28 protein-coding genes and 1 riboswitch are annotated in these 25,760 nt (G+C 67.9%); of the genes, 11 read left to right on the top strand and 17 right to left on the bottom strand.

The annotated features are described in order from the left end of the window. Positions 1 to 80 precede the first annotated feature (80 nt). The gene (locus tag AC2FAN_RS08805; RefSeq protein ID WP_265051218.1) at positions 81 to 236 is read right to left on the bottom strand and encodes a hypothetical protein; all 156 of its coding nucleotides are present in this window, start codon (positions 234 to 236) and stop codon (positions 81 to 83) included. Between the two features lie 865 nt (positions 237 to 1,101). On the opposite strand from AC2FAN_RS08805, the gene AC2FAN_RS08800 reads away from it, so the two are divergent. The 4 genes from AC2FAN_RS08800 (at position 1,102) to AC2FAN_RS08785 (ending at position 5,532) form a co-directional block, all read left to right on the top strand. Further along, a complete protein-coding gene (locus tag AC2FAN_RS08800) occupies positions 1,102 to 2,010 on the top strand; it encodes an OmpA family protein (RefSeq protein ID WP_265051219.1) in 909 nt (302 codons plus the stop codon). Positions 2,011 to 2,448: 438 nt separating this feature from the next. Next, positions 2,449 to 2,646, top strand: a complete 198-nt coding sequence (locus AC2FAN_RS08795; protein WP_485173420.1) for a hypothetical protein — start codon at positions 2,449 to 2,451, stop codon at positions 2,644 to 2,646. A 69-nt stretch (positions 2,647 to 2,715) separates the two neighbouring features. Beyond that, positions 2,716 to 2,819: riboswitch (TPP riboswitch) on the top strand. Positions 2,820 to 2,896: 77 nt separating this feature from the next. Next, positions 2,897 to 4,774, top strand: coding sequence for a phosphomethylpyrimidine synthase ThiC (thiC, locus tag AC2FAN_RS08790; RefSeq protein ID WP_485173419.1), 1,878 nt, complete (start codon positions 2,897 to 2,899; stop codon positions 4,772 to 4,774). Then, complete coding sequence (locus AC2FAN_RS08785) at positions 4,771 to 5,532, top strand: hydroxyethylthiazole kinase (RefSeq protein WP_485173418.1); 762 nt, start codon at positions 4,771 to 4,773, stop codon at positions 5,530 to 5,532. The genes thiC and AC2FAN_RS08785 overlap by 4 nt, the downstream gene beginning before the upstream one ends. Here the strand turns inward: AC2FAN_RS08785 and AC2FAN_RS08780 are convergent. Then, a complete protein-coding gene (locus AC2FAN_RS08780) occupies positions 5,516 to 6,397 on the bottom strand; it encodes a hypothetical protein (RefSeq protein WP_265051223.1) in 882 nt (293 codons plus the stop codon). The two genes, AC2FAN_RS08785 and AC2FAN_RS08780, sit on opposite strands and share 17 nt — an antisense overlap. Before the next feature lie 320 nt (positions 6,398 to 6,717). On the opposite strand from AC2FAN_RS08780, the gene dnaK reads away from it, so the two are divergent. Continuing rightward, a complete protein-coding gene (gene dnaK, locus AC2FAN_RS08775) occupies positions 6,718 to 8,631 on the top strand; it encodes a molecular chaperone DnaK (RefSeq protein WP_265051224.1) in 1,914 nt (637 codons plus the stop codon). Between the two features lie 152 nt (positions 8,632 to 8,783). Next, the gene (gene dnaJ, locus AC2FAN_RS08770; protein WP_265051225.1) at positions 8,784 to 9,914 is read left to right on the top strand and encodes a molecular chaperone DnaJ; all 1,131 of its coding nucleotides are present in this window, start codon (positions 8,784 to 8,786) and stop codon (positions 9,912 to 9,914) included. Positions 9,915 to 9,982: 68 nt separating this feature from the next. Here the strand turns inward: dnaJ and AC2FAN_RS08765 are convergent, their stop codons facing one another. Both AC2FAN_RS08765 and AC2FAN_RS08760 read right to left on the bottom strand, forming a co-directional pair. Next, positions 9,983 to 10,174: a CsbD family protein gene (locus AC2FAN_RS08765; RefSeq protein WP_265051226.1), complete on the bottom strand. Its 192-nt coding sequence runs from the start codon at positions 10,172 to 10,174 to the stop codon at positions 9,983 to 9,985. Positions 10,175 to 10,254: 80 nt separating this feature from the next. Beyond that, on the bottom strand, positions 10,255 to 11,076 hold the full coding sequence (locus AC2FAN_RS08760) for a helix-turn-helix domain-containing protein (protein ID WP_485173740.1): 822 nt from the start codon (positions 11,074 to 11,076) through the stop codon (positions 10,255 to 10,257). A gap of 132 nt (positions 11,077 to 11,208) precedes the next feature. Here AC2FAN_RS08760 and AC2FAN_RS08755 point away from each other — a divergent pair, with 132 nt between their 5' ends. Further along, the gene (locus tag AC2FAN_RS08755) at positions 11,209 to 11,643 is read left to right on the top strand and encodes a hypothetical protein (RefSeq protein ID WP_476806599.1); all 435 of its coding nucleotides are present in this window, start codon (positions 11,209 to 11,211) and stop codon (positions 11,641 to 11,643) included. Positions 11,644 to 11,918: 275 nt separating this feature from the next. Here AC2FAN_RS08755 and AC2FAN_RS08750 read toward each other — a convergent pair whose 3' ends face one another. The 5 genes from AC2FAN_RS08750 to AC2FAN_RS08730 are packed head-to-tail and all read right to left on the bottom strand — an operon-like array spanning position 11,919 to position 14,960. Beyond that, positions 11,919 to 12,719 carry a MetQ/NlpA family ABC transporter substrate-binding protein gene (locus tag AC2FAN_RS08750; protein ID WP_485173417.1) on the bottom strand — a complete coding sequence of 267 codons (801 nt, stop codon included), beginning with the start codon at positions 12,717 to 12,719 and terminating at the stop codon, positions 11,919 to 11,921. A gap of 42 nt (positions 12,720 to 12,761) precedes the next feature. Further along, positions 12,762 to 13,427 (bottom strand): methionine ABC transporter permease, encoded by a 666-nt coding sequence (locus tag AC2FAN_RS08745; protein ID WP_476806601.1) that lies wholly within the window; start codon positions 13,425 to 13,427, stop codon positions 12,762 to 12,764. After that, positions 13,417 to 14,523, bottom strand: a complete 1,107-nt coding sequence (locus tag AC2FAN_RS08740; RefSeq protein ID WP_476806602.1) for a methionine ABC transporter ATP-binding protein — start codon at positions 14,521 to 14,523, stop codon at positions 13,417 to 13,419. Before AC2FAN_RS08740 ends, AC2FAN_RS08745 begins: the two co-directional genes overlap by 11 nt. Positions 14,524 to 14,530: 7 nt before the next feature. Beyond that, positions 14,531 to 14,704: a hypothetical protein gene (locus tag AC2FAN_RS08735; RefSeq protein WP_476806603.1), complete on the bottom strand. Its 174-nt coding sequence runs from the start codon at positions 14,702 to 14,704 to the stop codon at positions 14,531 to 14,533. Between the two features lie 7 nt (positions 14,705 to 14,711). Continuing rightward, positions 14,712 to 14,960 carry a hypothetical protein gene (locus tag AC2FAN_RS08730; protein WP_265051232.1) on the bottom strand — a complete coding sequence of 83 codons (249 nt, stop codon included), beginning with the start codon at positions 14,958 to 14,960 and terminating at the stop codon, positions 14,712 to 14,714. Positions 14,961 to 15,371: 411 nt separating this feature from the next. On the opposite strand from AC2FAN_RS08730, the gene AC2FAN_RS08725 reads away from it, so the two are divergent. Then, positions 15,372 to 15,749: a hypothetical protein gene (locus AC2FAN_RS08725; protein WP_485173416.1), complete on the top strand. Its 378-nt coding sequence runs from the start codon at positions 15,372 to 15,374 to the stop codon at positions 15,747 to 15,749. Between the two features lie 100 nt (positions 15,750 to 15,849). Then, on the top strand, positions 15,850 to 16,329 hold the full coding sequence (locus tag AC2FAN_RS08720; RefSeq protein WP_265051234.1) for a copper chaperone PCu(A)C: 480 nt from the start codon (positions 15,850 to 15,852) through the stop codon (positions 16,327 to 16,329). Between the two features lie 102 nt (positions 16,330 to 16,431). Here the strand turns inward: AC2FAN_RS08720 and AC2FAN_RS08715 are convergent, their stop codons facing one another. Together AC2FAN_RS08715 and AC2FAN_RS08710 are read right to left on the bottom strand one after the other, a co-directional pair. After that, on the bottom strand, positions 16,432 to 17,361 hold the full coding sequence (locus AC2FAN_RS08715; protein WP_265051235.1) for a dihydrodipicolinate synthase family protein: 930 nt from the start codon (positions 17,359 to 17,361) through the stop codon (positions 16,432 to 16,434). A gap of 26 nt (positions 17,362 to 17,387) precedes the next feature. Continuing rightward, the gene (locus AC2FAN_RS08710; RefSeq protein WP_265051236.1) at positions 17,388 to 18,074 is read right to left on the bottom strand and encodes a fumarylacetoacetate hydrolase family protein; all 687 of its coding nucleotides are present in this window, start codon (positions 18,072 to 18,074) and stop codon (positions 17,388 to 17,390) included. Positions 18,075 to 18,290: 216 nt separating this feature from the next. Between AC2FAN_RS08710 and AC2FAN_RS08705 the strand changes: the two genes are divergently transcribed. Further along, positions 18,291 to 18,500 carry a cold-shock protein gene (locus AC2FAN_RS08705; protein WP_265051237.1) on the top strand — a complete coding sequence of 70 codons (210 nt, stop codon included), beginning with the start codon at positions 18,291 to 18,293 and terminating at the stop codon, positions 18,498 to 18,500. A gap of 136 nt (positions 18,501 to 18,636) precedes the next feature. Here AC2FAN_RS08705 and AC2FAN_RS08700 read toward each other — a convergent pair whose 3' ends face one another. Both AC2FAN_RS08700 and AC2FAN_RS08695 read right to left on the bottom strand, forming a co-directional pair. Continuing rightward, positions 18,637 to 19,875 carry a multidrug effflux MFS transporter gene (locus AC2FAN_RS08700; RefSeq protein WP_265051238.1) on the bottom strand — a complete coding sequence of 413 codons (1,239 nt, stop codon included), beginning with the start codon at positions 19,873 to 19,875 and terminating at the stop codon, positions 18,637 to 18,639. Positions 19,876 to 20,018: 143 nt separating this feature from the next. Beyond that, the gene (locus tag AC2FAN_RS08695) at positions 20,019 to 20,657 is read right to left on the bottom strand and encodes a glutathione S-transferase family protein (protein ID WP_265051239.1); all 639 of its coding nucleotides are present in this window, start codon (positions 20,655 to 20,657) and stop codon (positions 20,019 to 20,021) included. A 125-nt stretch (positions 20,658 to 20,782) separates the two neighbouring features. On the opposite strand from AC2FAN_RS08695, the gene AC2FAN_RS08690 reads away from it, so the two are divergent. Continuing rightward, positions 20,783 to 21,535: a hypothetical protein gene (locus AC2FAN_RS08690; protein ID WP_485173415.1), complete on the top strand. Its 753-nt coding sequence runs from the start codon at positions 20,783 to 20,785 to the stop codon at positions 21,533 to 21,535. A gap of 9 nt (positions 21,536 to 21,544) precedes the next feature. Here the strand turns inward: AC2FAN_RS08690 and AC2FAN_RS08685 are convergent, their stop codons facing one another. The 4 genes from AC2FAN_RS08685 to AC2FAN_RS08670 form a co-directional block, all read right to left on the bottom strand. After that, complete coding sequence (locus AC2FAN_RS08685) at positions 21,545 to 22,492, bottom strand: lysylphosphatidylglycerol synthase domain-containing protein (RefSeq protein WP_265051241.1); 948 nt, start codon at positions 22,490 to 22,492, stop codon at positions 21,545 to 21,547. Between the two features lie 186 nt (positions 22,493 to 22,678). Further along, a complete protein-coding gene (locus AC2FAN_RS08680) occupies positions 22,679 to 23,104 on the bottom strand; it encodes a GNAT family N-acetyltransferase (protein WP_485173414.1) in 426 nt (141 codons plus the stop codon). A 58-nt stretch (positions 23,105 to 23,162) separates the two neighbouring features. Further along, positions 23,163 to 23,729 carry a hypothetical protein gene (locus AC2FAN_RS08675; RefSeq protein WP_485173413.1) on the bottom strand — a complete coding sequence of 189 codons (567 nt, stop codon included), beginning with the start codon at positions 23,727 to 23,729 and terminating at the stop codon, positions 23,163 to 23,165. A gap of 48 nt (positions 23,730 to 23,777) precedes the next feature. After that, positions 23,778 to 25,574 (bottom strand): ABC transporter ATP-binding protein/permease, encoded by a 1,797-nt coding sequence (locus AC2FAN_RS08670; protein ID WP_485173412.1) that lies wholly within the window; start codon positions 25,572 to 25,574, stop codon positions 23,778 to 23,780. Positions 25,575 to 25,760 lie beyond the last annotated feature (186 nt).

Genomic DNA, 25,760 nt, shown 5'->3' with positions numbered 1-25,760 from the left:
CAGCGGCCGCAGGAGCCGCGTCCACCGGGAGCGCAGCCGGGCCAGCGCGGGCCGGAGCGCCCAGCGGTTCCCGGCGCGCCTCAAGCGCCGCGCCCGCCGCAGCCGCCCGCCATCCCCGCGCCGCCGCCACCCGCCGCTCCCCAGCCGCGCGCCGAGCCGCCGGCCGCCCGTCCGCAGCCGCAACGCCCGGCCATGCCGAGCGAGGCTCCGGCGCAGCCGCGTCCCGCCCCGAACATGGCGCCCGCACCCGGCCAGCCTCCGGCAGCGCGCCCGACGCCACCGCGACCGCCGGCCGAACCTACCGTGCCGACGCCGCCGCGCGCCGCGCCTTCCCAGCCGCCTGCACCGCCGGCCTCCGCTCCTGGCGCACAGCCCGGCCAGCGCCCGCAAGCGGCTCCGCCTCCTGCTCCCGCCCAGCCGGGCTCCCCGCCATCGGCCGTTCCGCGCGGTGGCCCGGCCGTGCCTCCCTCGGCAGCTCCATCTCAGCCTCGTCCTCCGGCGGCTGCGCCGCAGCCCGGCACCGCACCCTCCGCTCCCGCCGGGCAGCCGCGCCCGACGCCGGGAACGCCGCCGGCTGCCGCTCCCGCGCCGGCTCAGCCGGGTGCCGGAGCTGCGCCTTCGGCCGTTCCGCGTGGCGGCCCGGCCGTGCCACCCTCGGCTGCGCCGCCCCAAGCCCGTCCGCCGGCCGCAGCACCGCAGCCCGTGGCGCCTCCGGCCGCAGCGCCCGGCGGTCCCGCCGCCCCTGCGCAACCGGGCGCAACCGCTCCGACTCCGCCCGCGGGTGCGGCTCCGGTTCAGCCGCCGCGCCCCGCTCCGGGAGCGCCTCCGGCGGCGGCTCCGGGTGCTCCGGCCCAGCCCGGCGCCACAGCCCCGATTCCGCCCGCTGGTGCCGCGCCGGGACGTCCCGCGCCCGGAGCGCCGCCATCCGCTGCACAACCGGGTGTTGCTCCCGCCCCTGTTCAGCCCGGCATTGCTCCAGGTCAGCCGCCCGCCGGTGGGGCTTTCCCGACTCAGCCGCCCCAGCGCGAAGGTCGTCGCGGCGGCATCTCGCCCGGCGTCGCAGGTGCGATCGGCCTCGGCGCCGGCGTCATCGGCGGCATCATGGCGACGCAGGGCGCGCAGCGCTTCGAGGATATCCGCAGCCGCCGCGAGGAGCGCCGCGAGGGTGACGTCACCATCATCCGCGAGCCCGGCCGCACCATCATCCGCGACGATGACGGCCGCGCCATCATCCGCCGCGACGAGGATCAGCGTTTCCGCGATCTCGGTTGGCAGGGCCGCTCCGAGCGCCGCGGCGACGAGAACCGCATGGTCTTCGAGCGCCCCGACGGCACGCGCATCGTCACCGTCACGGACGAGGAGGGCCGTCTGATCCGCCGCACCCGCATCGACCGCGACAATCGCGAGGTGATCATCATCGACAACACGCTGCGCGACCGTCCCGGCCGTTTCGCCGACGATGTCGTCGTGCTGCCGGCGCCGCCGCTGCCGATCCCGCGCGAGCGCTATATCGTCGATGCCGATCAGGCCGACGAGGCGCTGATCTACGAGACGATCACGGCGCCGCCGATCGCCGCGATCCCGCGTCGCTACACGCTGGACGAGGTCCGCTACTCGCCGGATCTGCGCGCCCGCATGCGCAGCGTCGACATCGACACGATCACCTTCGACACCGGTTCCTGGCAGATCGCGCCCGAACAGGCGCAGCGCCTGTCCGTGATCGCGGACTCCGTCCGGCGCGCCCTGCAGCGCGCGCCCAACGAGGTCTTCCTCGTCGAGGGACATACCGACGCCGTCGGCGCCGATGTCGATAATCTCTCGCTCTCGGATCGCCGCGCGCAGTCCGTCGCCGAGATCCTGACGCGCGATTTCCAGATCCCGCCGGAGAACCTGACGACGCAGGGCTATGGCGAGCAGTATCTGAAGATCAACACGCAGGACGCGGCACGCGAGAACCGGCGCGTGACGCTGCGGCGCATCACGCCGCTGCTCAGCGGCCAGAACCAGTGACGATGGGAACGGGGCTGCTCGACGAGCGGCCCCGTTCTTACCTGGACGCAGGGAACTGCCGCCTTCTGCGGCGGTTTCATCTCCCGGAGGACAAGCCGAAGGGAGGTTCAGTCATGAAAAAGCTTGATCTGGTGATGCCGGCCTGATGATGGCGGGCTCGTTTGCGGCGCTTCCGGCACTGGCTCAGAGTGCTCCTGCCGCCGTGAAGCAGCGGGCGCCGGGTGTGCCGCTGGCTCCTCGCGCAGGCGAGGCCGTTCGCGCGCCAGCCAGTGAGAGGCCCGTGCCGCGCACGGAAATCCGCGCCCCGCGCGACGACCGCGCACAGGCGGCGCCGCAGCCAAATCGCGACCCGCCGATGCCGCGCCCGGTGCCGTCGATCAGCGCGCCCTGAGCGGGGCCGTTCAGGATTTGGCAAGGTCGGCGAACTAGCGTCGCCGTATGAGCGACGCCGTTTCCCTTGCCCGCAGCATCGTCACGATGCAGACCGCCTCGACGCAGCACGCACTGTCCGTCGAGATGATCAAACAGAACGCGCAGGCCGATCAGGGCCTCGTCGCCATGCTCCAGCAGAGCGTCGAACAGATACAGGCGACGCTTCCGGCCGGGCAGGGCGCCCTGGTCGACCTGACGGCCTGATCCACTTCCATCCTCCAATCGTTCGTCACGCAGCCCGTTGCCAAGCGGCGGCGCTACGCCTAACCTCGGTGCTGTTCCGAGGGGTGCTCGCAAGAGCTGAGATGGCCTGACCGCCGAACCCATCGAACCTGATCCGGGTCATACCGGCGGAGGGACTGGAACGCGGGTTAGAGTCGAATCGTGCCCGCAGACAGCGACTGGACCGCTTTCAAGCCCGGATCTCCTGACCTGTATCAAGGAGGAGATCCTCATGAATGCCCACACCAAAACCCTGAAGAACAGCGTCAAGGCCGCGCCGCAAAGTGTGACGACCGGCCCGATCATCGGTTCGCGCAAGATCTATGTCGCGCCGCCGGATCATCCGGAGATGCGCGTGCCCTTTCGCGAGGTCATGCTGACCACCGATGCCGAGCCGCCGGTGCGGATCTACGATCCCTCCGGCCCGTTCACCGAGACCGACGCCCGAATCGACCTGAATGCCGGCCTGGCCCAGCCGCGCCGCGCTTGGCTCGATGCGCGCGGCTTCCAGACCGTGCCCGGCCGCACAGTCACGGCCGCCGATAACGGCCATATCAGCGAGGCGCAGCTCGTTCCCGCCTGCCCGGCCGCGCGCCCGATCCTCGAGGCGAAGCCGGGCCAGATGACGACGCAATACGAGTTCGCGAAGGCCGGCATCGTCACGCCCGAGATGATCTATGTCGCCCATCGCGAGAATCTCGGCCGCGCCGCCATGCTGGAAGGTGCCAGGGAGCGCCATGCCGATGGCGAGAGCTTCGGCGCCTCGGTGCCGGAATTCGTCACGCCCGAATTCGTCCGCGAGGAGATCGCGCGCGGCCGCGCCATCATCCCGGCCAACATCAACCACCCCGAGCTGGAGCCGATAGCGATCGGCCGCAACTTCCTGGTCAAGATCAACGCCAATATCGGCAATTCCGCCGTGACCTCGGGCGCGGCCGAGGAGGTCGAGAAGCTGGTCTGGGCGATACGCTGGGGCGCCGACACCGTCATGGACCTGTCGACCGGCCGCAACATCCACAACATCCGCTCCTGGATCCTGCGCAATTCGCCGGTCCCCATCGGCACGGTGCCGATCTATCAGGCGCTGGAGAAGGTCGGCGGCGATCCGATCAAGCTCGACTGGGAGGTGTTCAAGGACACGCTGGTCGAGCAGGCCGAGCAGGGCGTCGACTACTTCACCATCCACGCCGGCGTGAGATTGCCCTATGTTCCGCTGACGGCATCCCGCGTCACCGGCATCGTCTCGCGCGGCGGCTCGATCATGGCGCGCTGGTGCCTGGCGCATCACCGCGAGAGCTTCCTCTACGAGCGTTTCGACGAGATCTGCGAGATCATGCGCAAATACGACGTCTCGTTCTCGCTCGGCGACGGATTGCGCCCCGGTTCGATCGCCGACGCCAACGACCGCGCCCAGTTCGCCGAGCTGGAGACGCTGGGCGAGCTCACCAAGATCGCCTGGGACAAGGGCTGTCAGGTCATGATCGAGGGCCCCGGCCACGTGCCGATGCACAAGATCAAGGAGAACATGGACAAGCAGCTCCGTGAATGCGGCGAGGCGCCCTTCTACACGCTGGGACCGCTGACCACCGATATCGCGCCGGGCTACGACCACATCACCTCCGGCATCGGCGCGGCGATGATCGGCTGGTATGGCTGCGCCATGCTCTGCTACGTCACGCCGAAGGAGCATCTCGGCCTGCCCGACCGCGACGACGTCAAGACCGGCGTCATCACCTATCGGATCGCGGCGCACGCCGCCGACCTCGCCAAGGGCCATCCGGCCGCGAAGATCAGGGACGATGCGCTCTCCCGCGCCCGCTTCGACTTCCGCTGGGAGGACCAGTTCAATCTCGCGCTTGATCCCGACACGGCGCGCGCCTACCACGACGAGACCTTGCCGAAGGACGCTCATAAGGTCGCGCATTTCTGCTCGATGTGCGGGCCGAAGTTCTGCTCGATGAAGATCACGCAGGACCTGCGCGCCGAGGTTCTGGCGATGAGCGACAATGAGCGCGCCAATCTCGAAGCGATGGCAGCAGACGGCATGGCCGCCAAGTCGAAGGAATTCCTCGACAAGGGCGGCAGCATCTATCTACCAGCGGCGGAATGAGCAGCGAGAACGATAGTCTCGACGCGGCGCAGGTCGCGTCGATCCTCGCGCGGGTGGCCAAGCGCCGCCCGCGCATCCATTGCCTGACCAATACGGTGGCGCAGAACGTCACCGCCAACATGCTGCTCGCCTTCGGGGCCGTGCCCTCGATGGCCGGTCATCCCGACGAGGTCGCGGCCGTCGCCGCCGGGGCCGGCGCGATCCTGATCAATCTCGGCACGATCAGCCCGGAGGGCGAGCGCGCCATCCCAAAGCTCGTCGGTGTCGCGCGCGAACGCGGCATCCCTCTCGTGCTCGACCCCGTTTTCGTCGAGCTGTCGCCGCTCAGACTGGGTTTGGCCGAGGCGATCCTGCGCTTGCCGGGCGTCACCGTGCGTGGCAACGCCACGGAAATGGCGGCGCTCGATGCCGTCATGCGGCGGGCGGATGACGTCCTGCGCGTGACGACAGGCAAGGTCGACCGCATCGAGGGCGATGGGCGCAGCTTCTCGATCGGCCATGGCCATGAATTGATGACGAAAGTCACGGGGCTCGGCTGCGCATCGAGCGCGCTGGTCGCCGCCTGCCGGGCGGTCGAGCCGGATGCCGCCGTCGCGGCAGCCGCCGCGCTGACGGCTTATGGGATCGCGGGCGAAGTCGCCGCCGAACGCGCGGCTGGACCGGGCAGCTTCGCGATGCTTCTGATCGACGCTCTCGCCGGGCTCGACGAAGCGACATTGGCCAAGCGGATGGGCCGGGACCCTACTGCGTCGGCGTGAGCGAGAGCGGCGCCGGCCTCGGCGTTGCCGGGCGCGGCTTCGGCTTGGCGGCCGGCTTGGGCTCGGTGTTGAGGCCGAGGCGGGCACGCAGCCCGGCGGCGCGCGCCTCGGTGATCCGCGCTGCGCAGAACCCCACCTGACCCTCGCGCTGGAAATCGCGGCAGATCATCTCGCGCTCGGCCGAGAAGCCCGCCTGCTCGCGGGCGATCGTGCGCTGCTCGACCGCGTCGGACTTCGCGGTCAACGTCTTGTAGCCTTCGCGGACGGCTCGCTCGGCCGCACCGCGGGCCCGTTCGATCTCCTTGGCCTGGGCGGCGGCTGTGCGCGCGTCCGGCCCCCACAGGCCACGCGGGTCGATGCGGCATTGCGCGGCCTCGACGACGCAGGGCTCCGTCGGCTCCACGACGAGGAAGGCGCCGTCGAGCACATCGAAGACGATCGGGCAGATCGGAGCTTCCAACCGATAGCGCGGCACCCCGGCCGGACGGCCCAATGCCGTGACCGGAACCGGATTTTCGCCGAAGGAAACGGCGCAGGGCTCGACCAGATTGGCGGGCTGGAAGCCGTCGAGATTGAGCTTCATCCCGAATCCGCCTGCCGTTTTGGTGAAGATCGCCTCGCCGTGATGGCCGTTGCGATGCAGGACCTTGCCGAGGATCGCATCCTCGCCGGCGATCTTGATCGCCGGCATGCTCTGCGGGCGCGGCTGGGCGGGCGCCCCCGATTGCGGCGGGGCCGCCTGTTGCGCGCCCGGTGCATTGAACGGCTGCGCGCCCGGCAATTGCAGGGGCTGCGCCTGCGCACAGGCGGTCATCGCGGCTAAAGCAGCCGCCAAAGCGAGGATGAGGCGCGTCGATCGGCTCATGGCTGTCCATGCGCTAACGGAACGGCCTTCCTGCATGAAGGGCGGCATCGGGATGCGCAAGGGCGGCGAGGCCACAGTCGCGCCTGAAAGCACGAATCCGGCCGCAAAGCCCGAAATCCCCGTTTCTTATTCGGCTCGCCTGTCTTGCAAGGGTGGGAACACCCTCACTATATACGCCGCCAAGGGGCGGTTTAACCACCGTCAAACGTGGAATGCCGGTTCGTTCGCCGCTGAAGCGGGGGCGGTCCGGTCCATGGGCCGGCAGGTGACGGGAATGCGTCGCCGGCCGGCGATCTGCTCAATCGAAAGGGATCCCATCCATGGGTAAAGTCATTGGTATCGACCTCGGCACGACCAACAGCTGCGTTGCAGTGATGGAAGGCACCACGCCGAAGGTCATCGAGAATTCGGAAGGCGCGCGCACCACGCCCTCCATCGTCGCCATCACGGATGACGGCGAACGCCTTGTCGGCCAGCCGGCCAAGCGCCAGGCCGTCACCAATCCGGAGCGCACCTTCTTCGCGATCAAGCGCCTCATCGGCCGGACCTTCGAGGATCCGATGACGCAGAAGGATCTCTCGCTCGTTCCCTACAAGATCAAGAAGGCTTCCTCGGGCGATGCCTGGGTCGAGGCTGACGGCAAGGACTATTCGCCGTCGCAGATTTCGGCCTTCACCCTGACCAAGATGAAGGAGACGGCGGAGGCCTATCTCGGCCAGCCCGTCACTCAGGCCGTCATCACGGTTCCCGCCTATTTCAACGACGCCCAGCGCCAGGCGACGAAGGATGCCGGCCGCATCGCCGGCCTCGAGGTGCTCAGAATCATCAACGAGCCGACGGCGGCCGCGCTCGCCTACGGCCTCGACAAGAAGCAGGCCGGCACCATCGCGGTCTATGACCTCGGCGGCGGCACCTTCGACGTCTCGATCCTCGAGATCGGCGACGGCGTCTTCGAGGTGAAGTCGACCAATGGCGACACCTTCCTCGGCGGCGAGGATTTCGACATGCGCCTCGTCGAGTATCTCGCGGACGAGTTCAAGCGCGAGCAGGGCATCGACCTGAAGAAGGACAAACTCGCGCTCCAGCGCCTGAAGGAAGCCGCCGAGAAGGCCAAGATCGAGCTCTCGACCACGGCCCAGACCGAGATCAACCTGCCCTACATCACGGCCGATGCCTCGGGTCCGAAGCACCTCGCCATCAAGCTCTCGCGCGCCAAGTTCGAGAGCCTGGTCGACGACCTGATCCAGCGCACCATCGAGCCCTGCAAGAAGGCGCTCAAGGATGCCGGCCTGTCGGCGGGCCAGATCGACGAGGTCGTCCTCGTCGGCGGCATGACCCGCATGCCGAAGGTCCAGGAGGTCGTGAAGCAGTTCTTCGGCAAGGAGCCGCACAAGGGCGTCAATCCTGACGAGGTCGTCGCCATCGGCGCCGCGGTTCAGGCCGGCGTGCTGCAGGGCGACGTCAAGGACGTGCTGCTGCTCGACGTGACCCCGCTCTCGCTCGGCATCGAGACGCTGGGCGGCGTGTTCACCCGCCTGATCGACCGCAACACCACGATCCCGACCAAGAAGAGCCAGGTCTTCTCCACCGCCGAGGACAACCAAAACGCGGTGACGATCCGGGTCTTCCAGGGCGAGCGCGAGATGGCGGCCGACAACAAGCTGCTCGGGCAGTTCGACCTGATGGGCATTCCGCCGTCCCCGCGCGGCATGCCGCAGATCGAGGTGACCTTCGACATCGACGCCAACGGCATCGTCTCGGTGACGGCGAAGGACAAGGCCACCAATAAGGAGCAGCAGATCAAGATCCAGGCTTCGGGCGGTCTCAGCGAGGCCGACATCCAGAAGATGGTGAAGGATGCGGAGGCCAACGCCTCCGAGGACAAGAAGCGCCGCGAGCTGGTCGAGGCGAAGAACCAGGGCGAGAGCCTTGTGCATTCGACCGAGAAGTCGCTGAAGGATTATGGCGACAAGGTTTCGGAAGCCGACAAGGCGGCGATCGAGACCGCGGCCGAGGCGCTCAAGACTGCCCTGACCGGCGAGGATCCCGAGGCCATCCAGGCGCGCACCAACGAGCTGATGCAGGCTTCGATGAAGCTCGGCGAGGCGATGTATGCCGCCAGCCAGGCCGAAGGCGCCGCTGCCGAAGGCGAGACGACCGAGGAAGCCAAGAAGGACGACGTCATCGACGCCGACTTCAAGGACGTCTCGGACGACAAGAAGAAGAGCGCGTAACCGGCGCTCGCCTTCTCCTGGGACGTCATGGCCGGGCTTGACCCGGCCATCTCGTTACGAGAAGGCATCGCGAAGAAAAACGCTTTCCTGCCGGAGATGGCCGGGTCAAGCCCGGCCATGACGCATGAGGCGGCGAAGGGGCTGTTCGATCGATGTCGAAACGCGATTACTACGAGATCCTTGGCGTCAGCCGGACCGTGACGGAAATCGAGCTGAAGGGCTCCTTCCGCAAGCTCGCGATGCAGCATCACCCCGACAAGAATCCCGGCGACAAGGAAGCCGAGATCAAGTTCAAGGAAATCAACGAGGCCTATCAGGTCCTCTCCGACGGCCAGAAACGCGCCGCCTATGACCGCTTCGGCCATCAGGCCTTCGAGAATGGCGGCGGCGCCGGCGGCAATGCCGATTTCTCCGACTTCATGTCGGACATCTTCGATTCCTTCTTCGGCGATGCCCGTCGCGGCGGGCCGCGCAGCGCCAATGGCCGCGAGCGTGGCGCCGATCTGCGCTACAATCTCGAGATCGGGCTGGAGGACGCCTTCACCGGCAAGAACGCCTCGATCCGCGTGCCGACCTCGGTCTCGTGCGAGGCCTGTTCGGGCACGGGCGCCAAGCCGGGCTCGAAGTCGCGGCAATGCCCGACCTGCGGTGGCCATGGCCGGGTGCGCGCCAATCAGGGCTTCTTCTCGGTCGAGCGGACCTGCCCGACCTGCTCGGGCCGCGGCGAGATCATCGACGACCCCTGCAAGAACTGCCAGGGCGCGGGCCGCGTCACGCGCGAGCGCACGCTTGCGGTCAACATCCCCGCGGGCGTCGAGGACGGCACGCGCATCCGTCTTGCCGGCGAGGGCGAGGCCGGCCTGCGCGGCGGGCCGGCGGGCGACCTCTACATCTTCCTCTCGATCAAGCCGCACGCGATCTTCCAGCGCGACGGCGCCGACCTGTTCTGCCGCGTGCCGATCGGGCTGGTTTCGGCCGCGCTCGGCGGCGAGATCGAGGTGCCCACGCTTTCGGGCGAACAGGCGCGGGTGAAGATCCCCGAGGGCACCCAGACGGGCAAGCAGTTCCGCTTGAAGGCCAAAGGCATGAGCGTGCTGCGCTCGCGCGAGGTCGGCGACCTCTACATCCAGGTCGTGGTCGAGACGCCGCAGAAGCTCACAGTGCGCCAGCGGGAATTGCTCGAGGAGTTCGAGCGCGAGAGCTCGCACAACAACCACCCGGAGACGGCCGGCTTCTTCGGCCGGGTGAAGGACTTTCTCGGCGGTCTCGGCGGCACGGCCTGACCGGCACCCGGGCATAGATACAAAAAGGGCCGCCTTTCGGCGGCCCTTTGCGTTTTGAGGCCGGTGCCTCAGACCTTGTCGACGGCCTTCTTGACGGCGTCCTTGCCCTTGCCGATCGCCTGCTGGGCTTCGCCCTTCAGCTCCTGCGCGGCGCCCTCGGCTTCCAGGTCCGGCTTGTTGAACGCCTTGCCGGCGGCCTGCTTGACGTTGCCGGTGGCCTCGTTGGCCATACCCTTGATCTTGTCGGTCGTGCTGCCCATTGCGAAGCTCCTCTTGGTTCCGGTGCGACATCCGTCGCGTCGGGTAAGGAACGGAGCCTGGGCTGAAAGGTTCCGGGCGATCATGCCGTTCCGCTGCCGCTTGCGGCGAGGGCATGCAGCGCCTCGGCCGTGGCGGTATCGGCCGGGAAGAAGGTTTCGAGCGCGAGCTCCGAAAGCGTGATGTCGACCGGTGTCCCGAACACCGTGGTCGTCGATATCAGCGAGAGCACGGTGTCGCCGAGCCGCAGCTGCATGGGCACGACGATGCCGGCTTCGGCTTCGGGCTCATGGCGCGCCTTCGTCGCCTGGCTCGGATGCGGGTACTCCGAAAGCTCGCTCAGCAGGGCGCCCAGCGTGCCGTCTGCCGTCGATCGGACCTGCTGGCGCAGCCGGGCCAACAAATGTGCGCGCCATTCGCCGAGATTGAGGATGAAGGGCGCGAGTCCGTCCGGGTGCAGCGACAAGCGCAGCACATTGACCGGCGGCCGCAGCAGCTCCGCATCGGCGACGAGGCTGAGCAGGCGGGTAACCGCGCCGTTCGCCGCGAGCAGCGTCCAGTGCCGGTCGATCGCGATTGCCGGATAGGGCTCATGGCCCTTGAGGATGAGGTCGATCGCGCCCTTCGCCGCTTTCAGCGACGGGGCTTCCAGCGGGCGCGCCAGATAGACCGGCGCATAGCCGGCGGCCAGCAGCAGCGCGTTGCGTTCGCGCAGCGGGACAGCGAGGTGCTCTGCGAGCAGCAGCACCATCTCGCGGCTCGGGCGCGAGCGGCCGCTCTCGATGAAGCTCAGATGCTTCTGCGAGATCTCGGCCTCGAGCGCGAGGTCGAGTTGGCTGAAGCGGCGCAGCTGCCGCCAGTCGCGGAGCAGGGCGCCGATGGAGGGGGCGTGATGCATGGTCATGGCAGGCAAGCTAGCGATCCCGGCGGACCGTTCCAATTACCTCCCGCTTAATCGACGCGTCCCCGCGAACCCGTCAGCATTCTCCGCATCGACAACGGGCTTTCCGCCCAACAAGCCGCAAGGAGAAATGCCATGTCGCTCATCCAGTCCTCGCCGTTCCTGCGCAACGCTCTCGCGCTCGATGCCGCTGCCTGCGCCGGCATGGCTCTGCTGCTCGCCACCGCCGCCGGCCCGCTTGCCGCGCCGCTCGGCCTGCCGGAAGGCTTCCTGCGCGGGGCCGGCCTCATGCTGCTGCCCTGCGCGGCGCTGCTCGGCTTCCTCGCTAGTCGCAAGCTCCTGCCGCGCCTCGTGGTTTATGCGGTCATCGGCGGCAACCTCGTCTGGATAGCCGACAGCATCGCGATCCTGCTGTTGGGCTGGTTCGCGCCGACGGGGCTCGGCATCGCCTTCGTGCTGGCGCAGGCAGCCGCCGTTGCCATCGTCACCGAGCTCGAAGTGATCGGCTTTAAGCGCTCGCCGGCGCAGGCCGCGATAGCGCTGGGCGCGGATGGCGCGGGCCTGCGCTAGGCCTGTCACGCGGCCGCCGCATGGTTCCCGGCCGGCGGATTCCGATCTTGTCAGCGGGGCCGTTCCACGCGCCAGAGCGTGGCATCATGGGCAACAAGGGGGGCGACCTCTTCGTGGTCACCGAACGACGGCGTCGACGATTCCTCCGGCGAGACCCGGTGCTCCGCCTTCGGCCCGCCTCGGCGCTGAGCGTCGGAAAACAAAAAGCCCCGGATGCACGCATCCGGGGCAGTTGCCTGGCTATATGACTGGAGAGCCAGGTGGGGAGGAGACGGTCACCAGCCGGCGAGAACGGCGCCCTTGAAGCGCTCGGCGACGAAGGCCTTGATCTCGGGCGTGTGATAGCTTTCGAGCAGCGTCTTGACCCACGGCTTGTCCTTGTCGGCGCTGCGGATGGCGATCAGGTTGACATACGGGCCCTTGGCATCCTCGCGCAGGATGGCCGAGGCCGGGTCGATCTTGGCATCGACCGCGTAGTTGGTGTTGATCGCGGCGGCGGCGACGTCGGCCAGCGAACGCGGGGTCTGGGCAGCCTCGATCTCGATGATCTTGAGCTTCTTCGGGTTCCCGACGATGTCGGCCACGGTCGGCTTGAAGCCGACGCCGTCCTTCAGCTTGATGATGCCCTTGTCCTGCAGCAGCAGCAGCGAGCGCCCGCCATTGGTCGGGTCGTTCTGGATCGCGACGGTCGAGCCATCCGGCACCTCGGACCAGTTCTTGTATTTCGACGAATAGATGCCGAGCGGGAAGTTCACTGTCAGCCCGACGCTCTCGATCTTGAAGCCGCGGTCCTTCACCTGGTTGTCGAGATAGGGCTGGTTCTGGAAGGAATTGGCCTCCAGCTCGCCGGCGTCGAGCGCCTGGTTTGGCACGACATAGTCGGAGAACTCGATGATCTTGAGGTCGATACCCTTCTTGGCGATGAGGGGCTTCACCTTTTCGAGGATTTCGGCATGCGGGCCGGGCGAGACGCCGATGCGCACGACCTGATTCTGCTGGGCCAGCGCCGGGCCGGCGGCAAGGGCGAGGGCAAAGCCGGCGGCAAGGGCGCTGCGGCGGCTGAGGGAGGTCGTCATGATGGTGGTTTCCTTTGACGTGAAGCGGATGGAATGTCGGGTTCAGGCGTGGCGCAGGCGCTTGTTGAGGCGGCGCGCCAGGCGGTCTCCGATGCTCTGGACGAGCTGGACGAGAACGATGAGCACGGCGACGACGGTCGCCATCACATCGGGCATGAAGCGCTGGTAGCCGTAGCGGATGCCGAGATCGCCGAGCCCACCGCCGCCGACCGCGCCGACCATGGCCGAGAAGCCGATCAGGCTGACGATGGCCAGCGTCAGGCCGAGCACGATCGCCGGGAGAGCCTCGGGCACCAGGACTTTGCGCACGATCTGGACGGGCGTGGCGCCCATGGCGCGGGCAGCCTCGACCAGACCCTGATCGACCTCGCGTATCGCGCCTTCGATCAGGCGGGCGATGAACGGCGTCGCGGCGACGGTCAGCGGCACGATCGCCGCTGCTGTGCCGATCGAGGTGCCGGCGAGCAGCCGTGTGAACGGGATGATCGCCACGACCAGGATGATGAAGGGCGTCGAGCGGGTGGCGTTGACCAGCACGCCGAGCAGGGCATTGGCGGCAGGTGCCGAGAACAGCTCGCCGCGCTTGCTGGTGGCGAGGAAGACGCCGAGCGGCAGCCCCAGCAGTGTGCCGATGCCGGCCGCTGTCGCGACCATGATCAGCGTGTCCAAAGTCGATTGCCAGATCAGGCGGATGATTTCAGGAGACATGGCCGATCACCTCCGCCTTGAGTCCCAGGCTCTTGAGGGCGCCGAGCACGGCTTCGCTCTCCGGCGCGCGCGAGGGCACCGAGACGAGCAGGCTGCCGAAGGGCTGGCCGGCGATGGCGTCGATGCGTCCCGCCAGGATGTTGACGTCGATGCCGACGATGGCGCTCAGCCGGCTGATCACGGGCGCGGTCGCGTTCTCGCCGATGAAGGTGATGCGCAGGACGAGATTGTCGCCCGGCCGTGCCTGCGAGCGGATGCGGCCCGCAAGATGCTCGGGCACCTCGACCCCGGTCACCGCTTCGACGAAGCGGGCCGTCGTCGGATGCTGAGGGTTGGTGAAGACGGAGAAGGTCTCGCCCTCCTCGACGATCCGCCCATCCTCGATCACCGCGACCCGGTCGCAGATCTCCTTGATCACCGGGATCTCATGGGTGATCAGCAGGATGGTGATGCCGAGATCGCGGTTGACCTGCTTCAGCAGGGACAGGATGGAGCGGGTCGTCTCGGGATCGAGCGCCGAGGTCGCCTCGTCGCAGAGCAGCACCTTCGGATTGGTGGCGAGCGCCCGGGCTATGCCGACGCGCTGCTTCTGCCCGCCCGACAGCTCGGCCGGATAACGCTCGCTCTTGTCGGCGAGCCCGACGAGCGCGAGCAGCCGCTCGACCTTGGTGGCGATCTGCGCGCGCGGCGTGCCGGCGATCTCCAGCGGCAGCGCGACATTGTCGAAGACCGTGCGCGAGGAGAGCAGGTTGAAGTGCTGGAAGATCATGCCGATCCGCCGCCGCTGTGCCCGCCAACCGGCCTCGGTCAGGTTCGTGACGTCCTCGCCCTCGATCAGGATGCGCCCGGCGGTGGCGCGCTCCAGCCCGTTGACCAGGCGGATCAGTGTCGACTTGCCGGCGCCGGAGCGGCCGATCACGCCGAGGATGCTGCCGGCCGGCACATCGAGATCGATGCCGGCGAGCGCGCTCACGGCCTGCTGGCCGCTGCGCCCGGCATAGGTCTTGCCGACCTGCTCGAAGCGGATGGCCGGATCGGGAACGGCGATGGGCAGGGCGCCGGCACTCAGCGTGCCGGGTCTGACGGGGGCGTTCATCATGTCCTCAGAAATGGGTATGGCAGGACCAGTGGGCGATGCCGAGCTGCTCGATCGTCACGTCGTGGATCGAACGGCGCCGGTCGTCCGCGCTCGTGGCGTCGAGCGGGTCGAAGCTGGCGGGAACGGCGCGGGCGAACCAGGCTGCCAGGGCGTTCCAGAGTGGCGACAGGAGCTGCATCTTCGCCTCACGAGGCCAGTCGAAGCGAGCTGGCGCGTCGCGGCGCGGCAAGCCGGCGGGCAGCGCTTTCCGCCGCACCCGGGCTGGCGAAGCGGCGCCCGTCCAAAGCGTGGAAAGCCGAGGAAGCGGCGATGAAGGTGAAGTCGCGCTCGTCGGCGCGGCGGCTGACGAGGCCGATCTGGGCCTCGCCGATTTCGATCACATAGGCCTGCTGGGCCGGGCGGGTCCGGCTCGAAGCGGAGTAAAACTGGGACATGGCTCTGCCTTTCGCCGCTCTTGCGGCGTTCGTCGAAACGATCGGATGGAAGCGGCCTTGCGGCCCTGCGATCTCAGCGTCGACAGCAACAGAGAGAGTGGCGGAAGCGGATTTGGCTTCGGCTCGTTTTCGCAATGGCCATGTCAGTCTCCTCGGTCTGGAGCCCACGACCCAGTCGTGGCGCTTTAGCGTTTGGTGACGCGGCGCAAGCTGCTCGCTCAAATCTCCGCGGTGCCTGGATCGCTCCAGGAACGATCTGCAATCTGGCGGTGGTCGTCCTCTTTGTCAATCGGTTCGTTCTTTTAAAGAAACTCAGGCAAGGAGAATAATCTTCTCCAATCGTATGTCCGGAGTGCGGCCTGCGGCATCGCGCGGCTTGACGGCAGGGCGGAAGCGGCGCCATTTGCCGCCATGCCGGCTCGCGCCACCCTTCTTGACCGCCTGCGCCGCTCCGGGCTCGGAGTCTGGCTCGCCGTCGCTTATGCCTGGGCGGTGCTGGCGCTGGCCCTCGCTCCTGCGCCCGCGCAGGCGGCTTTCATCGCGCAGAACGGCGCCGTCCTCTGTTCCGGCATGCCCGTTCCCGGCGATGCCGCGCCGGTTCCGCTTGGCGATCTCGTCCATTGCAAGGGCTGCCCGCTAAACCCGATCCTCGCTGGTTCGGCAGCCGATGGCGTGCCCTCGGTGGGGCGTTCCGTCGTCAGCCTGCCCGTGCCGCTCCCGCTGGCGGAAGGCCTGGCGCATCGCTTCGCCACCGGCCTCGCGCATTCGCGCGCCCCGCCGGCCGCCTGACGTTTCTTCCCCGATCCGTCGATACGTCGCCGGCCTCACGGGGGCGGGCGACATGCAATCTGGACTGCGTCAGCGGTCCTCTCCGTTCAGGACACAAGCCATGAAGCTTTCCTATTCGCTCGCCGCGGCCGCCTTCGCGCTATCGGCCACCATCGCCTCCGCCCATGAGTTCAAGGCGGGCGCGCTCAAGATCGGTCACCCCTGGTCGCGTGCGACGCCAGCCGGCGCGAAGGTCGGCGGCGGATATCTCAGCATCGAGAACACCGGTTCGACGGCGGACCGGCTGGTCTCGGTCTCCGTTCCCTTCGCCGCCCGTGCCGAGGTTCACGAGATGGCGGTGAAGGACGGCATCATGACCATGCGCCCGCTTGAGAATGGCGTGGACGTCCCGCCCGGCGGCAAGGTCGAGTTCAAGCCCGGCGGCTACCACATCATGTTCATGGAGCTGAAGCAGCAGCTGAAGCAGGGTGAGATGATGAAGGGCACGCTGACCTTCGAGAAGGCCGGCAATGTCGATGTCGAGTTCAAGGTCGACTCGATCGCCGCCAAGGGCGGCGAGGGCGAGCACAAGGGGCATTGAGCCCGGATACATGCGCGAGATGCTCGGGCTTTGACCCGAGCATCTCTTGCCTGAGATTCTCGGGTCGCCGTGCACGGCGCCCGGGAATGACGTTCTGGCCGATCAGATCTTCGCGCGCGGATCGTGCTTCGCGATCCGGGCCAGCAGGTAATCGACCTCGGCCTTCGCGGCGGCGCTCAACGCCGCGCCCGGCTTGCGCTGGGCGTCATGCGTGAGGATGCCGCGCTTCATCATCGTGTATTTGCGCACGGCAAGGCCGACGCCCTGCTGCTGCTCGTAGCGCATCAGCGGCAGATGCGCGTCGAAGATGTCATGGGCTTCGTCACGCTTGCCGGCCTTCTGCAGCCGCACCACGTCGATCAGCAGCTCCGGGAAGGCATAGCCGGTATTGGCACCATCCGCGCCGCGCTCCATCTCGAAATCGAGGAAGAGCCCGCCATTGCCGGTCACGATCGAGATCGGCCGGAGCGAGCCTTCCGCCTGGAACTTTCGCAGCGTCGAGATCTTCTCGAGCCCCGGCCAGTCCTCGTGCTTCAGCATCACGCAGGAGGGATTGTCTTGCACGATCTTGCGGATCACCGCCGGCGTCATCACCACCGACAGTGTCAGCGGATAGTCCTGGATGACGAAGGGGATGTCGGTCCCGATCGCCTCGACGGCCTGCGCGTAGTAGCCGGTGATCTGGTCGTCGGTCCGCAGGGACGGGGGCGGCGCGATCATCACGCCGCCGGCGCCGAGATCCATCACCTGTCGCGCGAGCGAGCGCATCGCGGCGAAGCCCGGCGCGGAGACGCCGACGATGATGGGCTTGCCGCCCATCTTCGCGACGGCGCGCTTGACCAGCCCGATCGATTCCTCCGGCTCCAGCTTCGGCGCCTCGCCCATGATGCCGAGCACGGTAACGCCGTCCGAGCCGATGCCGTGATAGAACTCGAACAGCCGGTCGGCCGAGGTCCAGTCGATGCTGCCGTCCGGGTTGAACGGCGTCGGCGCGATCGGGAAGACGCCGCTGGCGTCGGGTGTCAGGCGCATGATGCGCTCCTTGTCGTACGGTCGGGTCAGACGATGCGGGTGCGGACGGTGCCGACGCCGGCGATCTCGCCTTCCAGCACATCGCCCCTGCCGACCGCCGCGACGCCTTCCGGCGTACCCGTGAAGATCAGGTCGCCCGGCTTCAGCTCGACCAGCCCGGAGAGATAGGCGATCGTCTCCTCGACGTTCCAGATCTGCTTGGCGAGGTCGGAGGTCTGGCGCACGACGCCGTTGACGGTCAGTTCGATCTTGCCGGCGCTGGGATGGCCGGCATGGCTCGCCGGCACGATCTCGCCGATCGGGCCCGAGAGATCGAAGCCCTTGGCCATGTCCCAGGGACGCCCTGCCTTCTTGGCGGCGGCCTGCAGGTCACGGCGCGTCATGTCGAGCCCGGCTGCGTAGCCGTAGACATGGGCGAGCGCCTCGGATTCCGGGATGTCCCTGCCGCCGGTGCCGATCGCCACGACCAGCTCCATCTCGTGGTGGAGGTCCTTGGTCTTGCTCGGATAGGGCATGTCGGCGCCGTTGATCAGCAGCGCGTCGGCCGGCTTGGTGAAGAAGAACGGGTCCTCGCGATCGGGATCATGGCCCATTTCGCGGGCGTGCTCGGCATAATTGCGGCCGACGCAGAAGATGCGCCGCACCGGAAAGGAACCGCCCCCCGCGACCGGAACGGCCGTGACGGCCGGCGGATCGATCACATAATTGCTCATCGGGCAGCTCCCTCTTGCTCGCTTGCGCCGTTCATGCGGGAGCCGCGCGCCGACCGCAAGCGACTTGCGGCCTCACCAGGGCTGCGCGGGCGGCATTGCAGACCGCTCTTCGCATGCGCGGCAGAGTTTGTGCGGCGCGTCGTTGCAACCGTGACGATTTGCCTCCTACACTGCCTGACCGGACCGGTGCCGGTGGTCTTATGGAAGGAGTGACATGTGAGTACGGGAACCGTGAAGTGGTTCAATGAGACCAAGGGTTACGGCTTCATCACGCCGGACGAGGGCGGGAGCGACATCTTCGTCCATGTCAGCGCGGTGACGCGTGCGGGGCTGCGTGGGCTGAATGAAGGCCAGAAGATCAGCTACGACCTCGAGCCCGATCGCAAGACCGGCAAGAGCGCTGCGGTGAACCTGAAGGTCGCGTAGGACACGCGCGCGACAGCGGGAAGGCGAACGGCGGCACCCTTCCCGAGCCACAGCGAATCTCTTTCGCTCACGAGCGGATTGAAGACGATTCCAGGCATGCCCGTCGCCGCTGGCGGCGGAACCGAGGGCAGGCTCCTCAGGAGCGGCCCGGCGCCGGATGGAACAGCCGGCCTTTTTCCACGATCAGCACGGTGACGAGCGCCGCAAGGCCGCAAAGCGCGAAGCCCAGCGTGATCGGGACGACCGTGCCGTTGAAGTGCTGGCCGATATAGAAGCCCAGCAGCGCCCCGATGACGGTGGTGACGAAGCCCTGCACCGAGGATGCCGTGCCCGCGACATGGCCGAGCGGCTCCATCGCCATGGCGCCGAAATTCGGGCCGATCAGGCCGAAGCAGAACATGGCGCCGCCCTGGAAGATCGCGAAGCTCCACAGCGATTCATAGCCGTTGAGGGCGACGAGCGCATGCGCGCCGGTCAGCGCGATATAGCCGAGCAGTGCCGCATGCGAGACGCGGCGCATGCCGAGCCGGCCGACGATGCGCGAATTAAGCAGGGACGAAGCGGCCATGAACATCGCGATCATCGCGAAGATCGTGGTGAACAGCTCCGGCGCGTGGAAGACGTCGACGAAGACCTGCTGGGCCGAGTTGATGAAGCCGAACAGCCCGCCGAGGACGAAGGCCATGGCCAGCATGTAGCCGACGCCGATACGGCTCGTCAGCGTGCTGCGGAAGGCGGCGGCGACGCTTGCGAACGCGATCGGCTTGCGGTCCTCCGGGTGCTGGGTCTCCGGCAGCTTCACCGCGACCCAGAGCAGCACGGTGGCACCGAAGGCGGTCAGCACGCCGAAGATCCAGCGCCAGGGCGCGATCCAGAGGATCGCCTGGCCGATCGAGGGCGCCAGGATCGGCACGGCCAGGAAGACGATCATCGCCAGCGACATGACGCGCGCCATGTCGCGGCCGGAATAGCAATCGCGCACGATCGAGACGACCAGCACGCGCGTCGCTGCCGCGCCGACGCCTTGCACGACACGCGCGACCATCATCGCCTCGAACGAGCCGGCGAAGGCTGCGGCGATGCTGGCGAGGACATAGATCACGAGCCCGATGATCAGCACCGGGCGGCGGCCATAGCGATCCGAGATCGTGCCGTAGAAGATCTGCGAGATGCCGAAGCCGAGCAGATAGGCGGTGATGATCCACTGCCGCTGGTTGGCCTCGGCGATGCCGAGCGCCTCGGCCATCTGCGGCAGGGCCGGCAGCATCGAGTCGATGGCGAGCGCATTCGTCGCCATCAGCGCGGCCGCGAGGCCTACGAAAGGATAGAAGCCCATGCCGTGGCGCGGCCGGGCAATGACGGACATGTCGTTCATGGTGATCGCGAAAGTTGCTGTAGGGCCCGGCGGCTGCAACCGGGCGGCAGCGGCGGACCATCGAACCGCAGAATTAGACGCGCCGGCAGGCTGCGGCAACCCGCCTTGCCGGCCAGGAGCCATGCACCGGGCGCGATTCCGGCTCAGTCCGCCTTCTTCTGCATTTCGGCCATCAGCGCGTTGTCGATCTCGTCGGCCCGCCGTGCGGCCGGCCGACCGGACAGTCGCGCGCCATAGGCTTCGAAGGCCGGCCGCTTCTCGATCGTTCCGAACTGCAGACCCCAGAGTATCTGTGCGCCGACATAGACGTCGGCGGCGCTAAAGCGGTCGCCGAGCAGATATTCGCCCTGGCTGACGGCCTGTTCGAGCGTATCCATCACGTCGCCGAAGGTGCCGTAGCCCATCGATCGCGCCCGTTCCGGCGGGACTTCGAAACCGAAGGCCTTGTTGCTGACGGCGGCCTCGATCGGGCCGGCGGCGAAGAACAGCCAGCGATAATAGGGGCCGCGCAACCGGCTGTCGGCCTCGGGGGCGAGCCCGGCTTGCGGGAAGGCATCGGCGAGATAGGCGCAGATCGCCGCGCATTCCGTGACGACGGTGTCGCCATGCACCAGCGTCGGCACCTTGCCCATGGGATTGATCGCCTTGTAGTCCGCGCTCTTCATCGGCGCGCCGAAGCCGACGATCTCGGCGCGGTAGGGCTGGCCGATCTCCTCCACCATCCAGCGCGCGATGCGGCCGCGCGACATCGGGTTCGTGTACAGGACGAGTTCATCCGTCATGAGCTTTGTCTCCCTGGAGCTCCAGCTTCGCTCTATCCTGCGATAGTGTCGCGACGCTGTCAGGAGCCGATTGCCTGACGCCGGAAGATCGAACTGCTATCCTCGCCGCAGAGCGGGGTGGGAGCATGAACGAATCACAGGCGTTGCGCGGCGTATCCCTCGGTGACGGGCGGATGGCGATCGAAGGGATGTCGGCCCGCTATGTCCAGGGCGCCACCCGCCGTTTTCGGCTGACGGCTTCCGGGCTAAGCTTCGTCGGGGGCTATGACAGCCGCGATGGGCGGATCGAGGACGGCCAGCGCCTCCTGGCCGAGGCTCATGTCGAAGGCGGCGCACTGCGGCGCGCCGGAGTCGAGGGCGAGGCCGGTGTGATCGGCCTGACCTTGCGTCCGCTATCCACGACCGGAGAGCAGACGCGGCTGCTGCTGCTGCTGGGCTATCGCGAGCAGGACGGCGAAACGCTGCCTTTCGCCGAGGCGTTTCTCGCGCCGGCCGTCTTCGAGGCCCTCAAGGCGGACATGCTGGCGGGGCTCGCTCGGCACATGACTCTCAGCGCCACGACGAACCTCTGGATACGGGAAGACGACCGCGATCTGGCGGAGGCAAGCCCGATCGACTGGCATCTCGCCTCCGGCACCGAGGAAGGTGCCGTGGCTCCGGCCCGCGGCTTCATCGAGAGCATCGAATGGCGGCCGCACGCCTCTCCCGCGCCGAACGACGAGGCGGCCCTCGCGATCCTCCCGGCAGCCGTTCACGACGAGGAGGCGGAGGAGGATTGGCGGGAAAGCAGCGCCGAGCAGCTGCGCAAGATCAACTGGAGCTTCAAGCAGCTCCTGCTGCTGCTCGCCTTCCTGATGATCATCATCGCGGTGAAGTAGCCGTTCGCCTCACGGCTCGTGGCGGCGAATGCGGCGGATGATCTCGTTCAGCGCCAGCAGGGCCAACGCCAGGATGAAGGGCAGGACGTAGTAGATCACGCGGAAGATCAGAAGCGCCCCGAGCACATGCTCGTAGGGGAAGCGGTTGAGCGCGACGAGGATCGTCGCCTCGAACACGCCGAGCCCGCCCGGCGCATGGCTGGCGATGCCGATCAGGCAGGCGAAGATGTAGGCGGCGAGGAAGGTCGGATAGTCGAGGTTGTAGCCGCCCGGCAGCAGCACGAACAGCACGGCAGCGGCAGCGCAGACCTCGCAGGCGCCGAGCGCCATCTGCCCGAGCGTGGTGCCCAGCCCCGGCAGGTGCAGGTTCCAGCCCCTGACGCGCAGGGTCCGATCGTCCGTCGCGATCCAACCGAGATAGCCGAGGATGCCGAGCCCGACGGCGCCGCCGACGACCTGGACCACGAGCGGCGAGGTCCGCGCCAGCATCGCGATCGAATCGGCGGAATAGACCAGGCTGGCGCAGAGGATGGCACCGAGGCCGAGCCAGAAGGTCAGCCCGGCGATCACCGTCAGGCTCGCGACCTCGGATGCCCGCACCCCTTTTGGCGAGTAGATCCAGTAGCGCACCGTGCCGCCGGTCACGATCGGGAAGCCGAGTGTGAAGGAGACCGAATAGCTGGTGAAGGAGGCGAGCGCCGTGGTGCGGTAGGGGATCGAGAGCCCGAGCCGTCGCAACGCCAGCGCGTCGTAGCCGGTAAGCAGCAGATAGCTCAGCGCGGTGAAGGCGGCTGCGAGCCCGAGCTGGCGCAGGCTGGCATTGGCGAAGGCGCCGGCGAGCTGGCCCGGCTCCATCTGGCTGATGATGTGCCAGAGCACGACGAGCGAGGCGCCGAAGATGACGATGCTCGCCAGCGGGCCGAGCCACCACCAGCGGCTGCGCTTGCGCAGGGGCATTCCTGGCTCGTGCGGGCCGAACGACATGCGCTCTCTGGGTTGCGCGCTGCTGCCGGGTCGCGGCGGCGCGGTGGATTGGCGAGAGGGCGCGGCCGCGCCCCGGTCCGAGAGATAGCGCGTCGGTGGCGATGCACAAGCCGGTGTGGCGAATGAGCCCTATGAGGGAACCATCGTGGGTGCTTTGCCCTACGTGGTGCGCCGATACCAGAAGGCATCGGCCACGCGCTCCATGCCGACGCTCTCGTAGAAACCGACCGCCTCGGGCACGGATGCCAGCATGAGCGCGACCTGCGGGCCAAGCTGCCGGCGCGTTTCGTCGAGCAGGCCGCGCCCGACGCCCTGCCCCTGCGTGCGAGGGCTCACCGCCAGGTCCGAGAGATAGCAGCACCAGCAGAAATCCGTGACGCAGCGCGCGACGCCGAGGAGTTCGCCTTGCGGCCCGTCGAGACGCGCGGTGACGACCAGATCGGCCGCCGACAGCATCGCCTGAAGCCGGGCTTCGTCCTCGATCGGTCGGATCGCGCCGAGGCCGGACTCGATGAGCAGCTGCATGAACGCGGCGACCGGGAGGTCCGGTTCGCGGGCGTAGAAGACCCGCCTGGGCTGATCCATGACTTTCCTCCCGGCCTTCGGCGTGGACAAGCAGATGTCCGCCCCGCGTGCTGTCGCCTCAAGCCGTCTTGCGGAAGATACGCAGCGTCTTGAAGCTCGGGAGTTCCTCGACCGGCATCTCGCTGGCCCACTCCGCGATGATCGGTTCCGCCGCGCCATAGGCGAAGGAGCCCTTGTAGAACAGGATGTGGCCACCCTCGTCCGTCTGCTGCGTGAAGAGATCCATCACCTCGCGGTCGGTCAGCGCGCCATAGGCATCGTTCGCCGCGCTGCGGAATTCGCAGGAATGGAACAGGGTCACGATGTCGAACCGCGGCAGGAGCTTGGCATTGCTGGTGTAGATATCGCCGAAATAGGCCGAGTAAGTCTTGGTGACGGTTGGGTTCTCGGTCGCGAGCGCGATGAACGCCTCGTATTCCTTCGGCGCTGCGGTGATCCCGAGCACCGTGTTGTCGAGATGCGGCTCGGCGCAGCGCAGGCCGACATAGTGATGCCCGCCCGTGCCGAAATGGTAGATGCGCTTGCCGCTCAGGCCTTCCGTCTCGAGCCATTCGACCAGATGCACGTCGCAGGGGCACTGCTCGACCTCGAGGCCCCAGAAGGCATCCCAGATATTCATCTTCACGGCGGTTCTCCTCGTTGTTGCCGGTGTTTTTTGATCTGCTGCCGCCCGCTACAGGGCTGCGACGGGTTCGGCCGGCCGAGACTCGGCAAAGCCGTCGCGCTCGACGATGCGGGCGACGCCGCCGATCCGGCGCAGCACGATCCGATGGGTGGCGATCTCGCCGAAGCCGGGCGATTGTCCGAAGGCGACGATCACGGCTTCGGGCAGCGCCGCACGCAATTCGGCAAGCAGGTCGAGCGCCGCCTCGGCTTCGAGGGCATTCGTCGCTTCGTCGAGCAGCACCACCTCGCAGCCGCCGAGCTCGGCGCGCGCCAAGGCGAGCCGCTGACGGTCGCCTCTCGTCAAGGCCCTGTTCCAGTCGTCCTCGCCGTCGAGCCGGGAGGTCAGTGTCGCCAGGCCGTAGCGGCGCAGCGCGGCGGCGACATCCGGCGCCGGGCGCGGCCGGTCGCCCTGCAGGAGATGGCGCAGGCTCGTTCGCGGCAGCTGCAGATGCTGGGGCACCACGGCGACGCGGGCGCCGCGGGGCAATGCGATCATCCCTTCCCCCTGCTGCCAGAGACCCGCGATCGCCTGCAGCAGCGTGTTCTTGGCAAAGCCGGCGTCGCCGACGACATGGAGCGTCGCGCCGGCCGGCAACGCGAAATCGATTCCGGCGGCGAGCGGCAGGCCGGTGCCGTCGTGCAAGGTCACGTCCTGGAGACGCAGGACGTGATCCGGAGCGTGCGCGATGACGAGGCTCTGCACCGGCGGGCGGAACTCGATCTCGGCCAGCGCATCGGCCAGTTCATTGACGCGCCGGGCGGCGGCGAGCCACTCCGCGATGCGCATGAAGTTGTCGAGCAGCCAGTTGCAGGCGTTCTGCACGGCGACGAAGGCGGCCGCGACCTGCACGACGCCGCCGAGCGTCATCTCGCCGCCGAGGTATTTCGGCGCCGCCAGCAGCAGCGGCACCACCGGGACGAGCGCGCCGCTGCCATTCGTGATCCAGGTCAGGCGCGCCCGCTGCCGGATCATCGCCAGCCAGCGCCGCACCAGGACCTCGTGACTGCGCGCGACGGCGTGGCGCTCGCCGGCTTCGGTCCGGGCGAGCGCGATGGCTTCGCCATGATCGCGGATGCGCATCAGGGCGAAGCGCAGGCCCGCCTCGCTCTCGTTGCGCGCGGCAATGAGGCCCGGCAGGCGCCGCCCGACGGTCGTCACCAGCGCCGAGACGATCACGGCGTAGAGGATGGCGGCCAGCACGAGATAGGCGGGGATCGCGACGCTGCTTTCGCCCCAGGACAGGTTCAGGCTGCCGCCGATCTCCCAGAGAATTTCGATGAAGATCGCGATGGTGATGACGGAGGAAAGCAGGCCGATCGCGAAATCCACCACCGGCTCCGTCGCCCAGCGGACGTCGTCGGCGATGCGGTATTCGGGGTTGGCAGGTTCGGTGCCGGTGAGCCCGAGCCGGAAAAAGCGCCGCTCGCCGACCCAGCCATCGGCCAGCCGCGCGGTGAGCCATTGCCGCCAGTGCACCTGGAACGTCTCGCGCGCCCGCAGGATCACGACGCCGAGCCCCGCCACGACGAAGACAAGCACCGGAAACACGCCCATCGCGACCAGGGCGCTGTGGCCGTCCTTGCGCTCCAGCGCGTCGAAGAACCAGCCGTTCCAGCGGTTGATCGTGACATTGGCGAAGACGGACAGGATGATCCCGGCCGCCAGCAGCAACGTCCAGAACCATGCGCGGCCGGCGCTCTCGCCGCGCCAGAAATGACGCGTCAGGCGGGCGAAACGGATCGCCACCTGCCGGTCTCCGGGCACGGTCGCTCTCTCGCCTGCCATTTCGTCGGGCGTCAGCACGGTTTCGATCGTTCCCCCGGGGCCGGTTTTCCGGTCTCCCACGGTGAGAAGCTGATCGGGCGAAAATGAACTCAGGCTGAACGGAGTCGGTGGGCGGGCTGACCTCGCACTCTGTCGATGTCCGGCGATGGAGATGGCATGGTGAACCACCTGTCATTCCGGGGTGCCGCGAAGCGGCGAGCCCGG

The organism is Allobosea sp. RIT-PG3_2 (assembly GCF_057321085.1).
This window is presented reverse-complemented; position numbering and strand designations above follow the sequence as displayed.

Bases quoted from the DNA above. Each gene is read 5' to 3' on its own strand.
- AC2FAN_RS08805 (WP_265051218.1), bottom strand. From the start codon at position 236: ATGTTCGGGGCGGGACGCGGCTGCGCCGGAGCCTCGCTCGGCATGGCC.
- AC2FAN_RS08800 (WP_265051219.1), top strand. From the start codon at position 1,102: ATGGCGACGCAGGGCGCGCAGCGCTTCGAGGATATCCGCAGCCGCCGC.
- AC2FAN_RS08795 (WP_485173420.1), top strand. From the start codon at position 2,449: ATGAGCGACGCCGTTTCCCTTGCCCGCAGCATCGTCACGATGCAGACC.
- thiC (WP_485173419.1), top strand. From the start codon at position 2,897: ATGAATGCCCACACCAAAACCCTGAAGAACAGCGTCAAGGCCGCGCCG.
- AC2FAN_RS08785 (WP_485173418.1), top strand. From the start codon at position 4,771: ATGAGCAGCGAGAACGATAGTCTCGACGCGGCGCAGGTCGCGTCGATC.
- AC2FAN_RS08780 (WP_265051223.1), bottom strand. From the start codon at position 6,397: ATGAGCCGATCGACGCGCCTCATCCTCGCTTTGGCGGCTGCTTTAGCC.
- dnaK (WP_265051224.1), top strand. From the start codon at position 6,718: ATGGGTAAAGTCATTGGTATCGACCTCGGCACGACCAACAGCTGCGTT.
- dnaJ (WP_265051225.1), top strand. From the start codon at position 8,784: ATGTCGAAACGCGATTACTACGAGATCCTTGGCGTCAGCCGGACCGTG.
- AC2FAN_RS08765 (WP_265051226.1), bottom strand. From the start codon at position 10,174: ATGGGCAGCACGACCGACAAGATCAAGGGTATGGCCAACGAGGCCACC.
- AC2FAN_RS08760 (WP_485173740.1), bottom strand. From the start codon at position 11,076: ATGACCATGCATCACGCCCCCTCCATCGGCGCCCTGCTCCGCGACTGG.
- AC2FAN_RS08755 (WP_476806599.1), top strand. From the start codon at position 11,209: ATGTCGCTCATCCAGTCCTCGCCGTTCCTGCGCAACGCTCTCGCGCTC.
- AC2FAN_RS08750 (WP_485173417.1), bottom strand. From the start codon at position 12,719: ATGACGACCTCCCTCAGCCGCCGCAGCGCCCTTGCCGCCGGCTTTGCC.
- AC2FAN_RS08745 (WP_476806601.1), bottom strand. From the start codon at position 13,427: ATGTCTCCTGAAATCATCCGCCTGATCTGGCAATCGACTTTGGACACG.
- AC2FAN_RS08740 (WP_476806602.1), bottom strand. From the start codon at position 14,523: ATGAACGCCCCCGTCAGACCCGGCACGCTGAGTGCCGGCGCCCTGCCC.
- AC2FAN_RS08735 (WP_476806603.1), bottom strand. From the start codon at position 14,704: ATGCAGCTCCTGTCGCCACTCTGGAACGCCCTGGCAGCCTGGTTCGCC.
- AC2FAN_RS08730 (WP_265051232.1), bottom strand. From the start codon at position 14,960: ATGTCCCAGTTTTACTCCGCTTCGAGCCGGACCCGCCCGGCCCAGCAG.
- AC2FAN_RS08725 (WP_485173416.1), top strand. From the start codon at position 15,372: ATGCCGGCTCGCGCCACCCTTCTTGACCGCCTGCGCCGCTCCGGGCTC.
- AC2FAN_RS08720 (WP_265051234.1), top strand. From the start codon at position 15,850: ATGAAGCTTTCCTATTCGCTCGCCGCGGCCGCCTTCGCGCTATCGGCC.
- AC2FAN_RS08715 (WP_265051235.1), bottom strand. From the start codon at position 17,361: ATGCGCCTGACACCCGACGCCAGCGGCGTCTTCCCGATCGCGCCGACG.
- AC2FAN_RS08710 (WP_265051236.1), bottom strand. From the start codon at position 18,074: ATGAGCAATTATGTGATCGATCCGCCGGCCGTCACGGCCGTTCCGGTC.
- AC2FAN_RS08700 (WP_265051238.1), bottom strand. From the start codon at position 19,875: ATGAACGACATGTCCGTCATTGCCCGGCCGCGCCACGGCATGGGCTTC.
- AC2FAN_RS08695 (WP_265051239.1), bottom strand. From the start codon at position 20,657: ATGACGGATGAACTCGTCCTGTACACGAACCCGATGTCGCGCGGCCGC.
- AC2FAN_RS08690 (WP_485173415.1), top strand. From the start codon at position 20,783: ATGAACGAATCACAGGCGTTGCGCGGCGTATCCCTCGGTGACGGGCGG.
- AC2FAN_RS08685 (WP_265051241.1), bottom strand. From the start codon at position 22,492: ATGCCCCTGCGCAAGCGCAGCCGCTGGTGGTGGCTCGGCCCGCTGGCG.
- AC2FAN_RS08680 (WP_485173414.1), bottom strand. From the start codon at position 23,104: ATGGATCAGCCCAGGCGGGTCTTCTACGCCCGCGAACCGGACCTCCCG.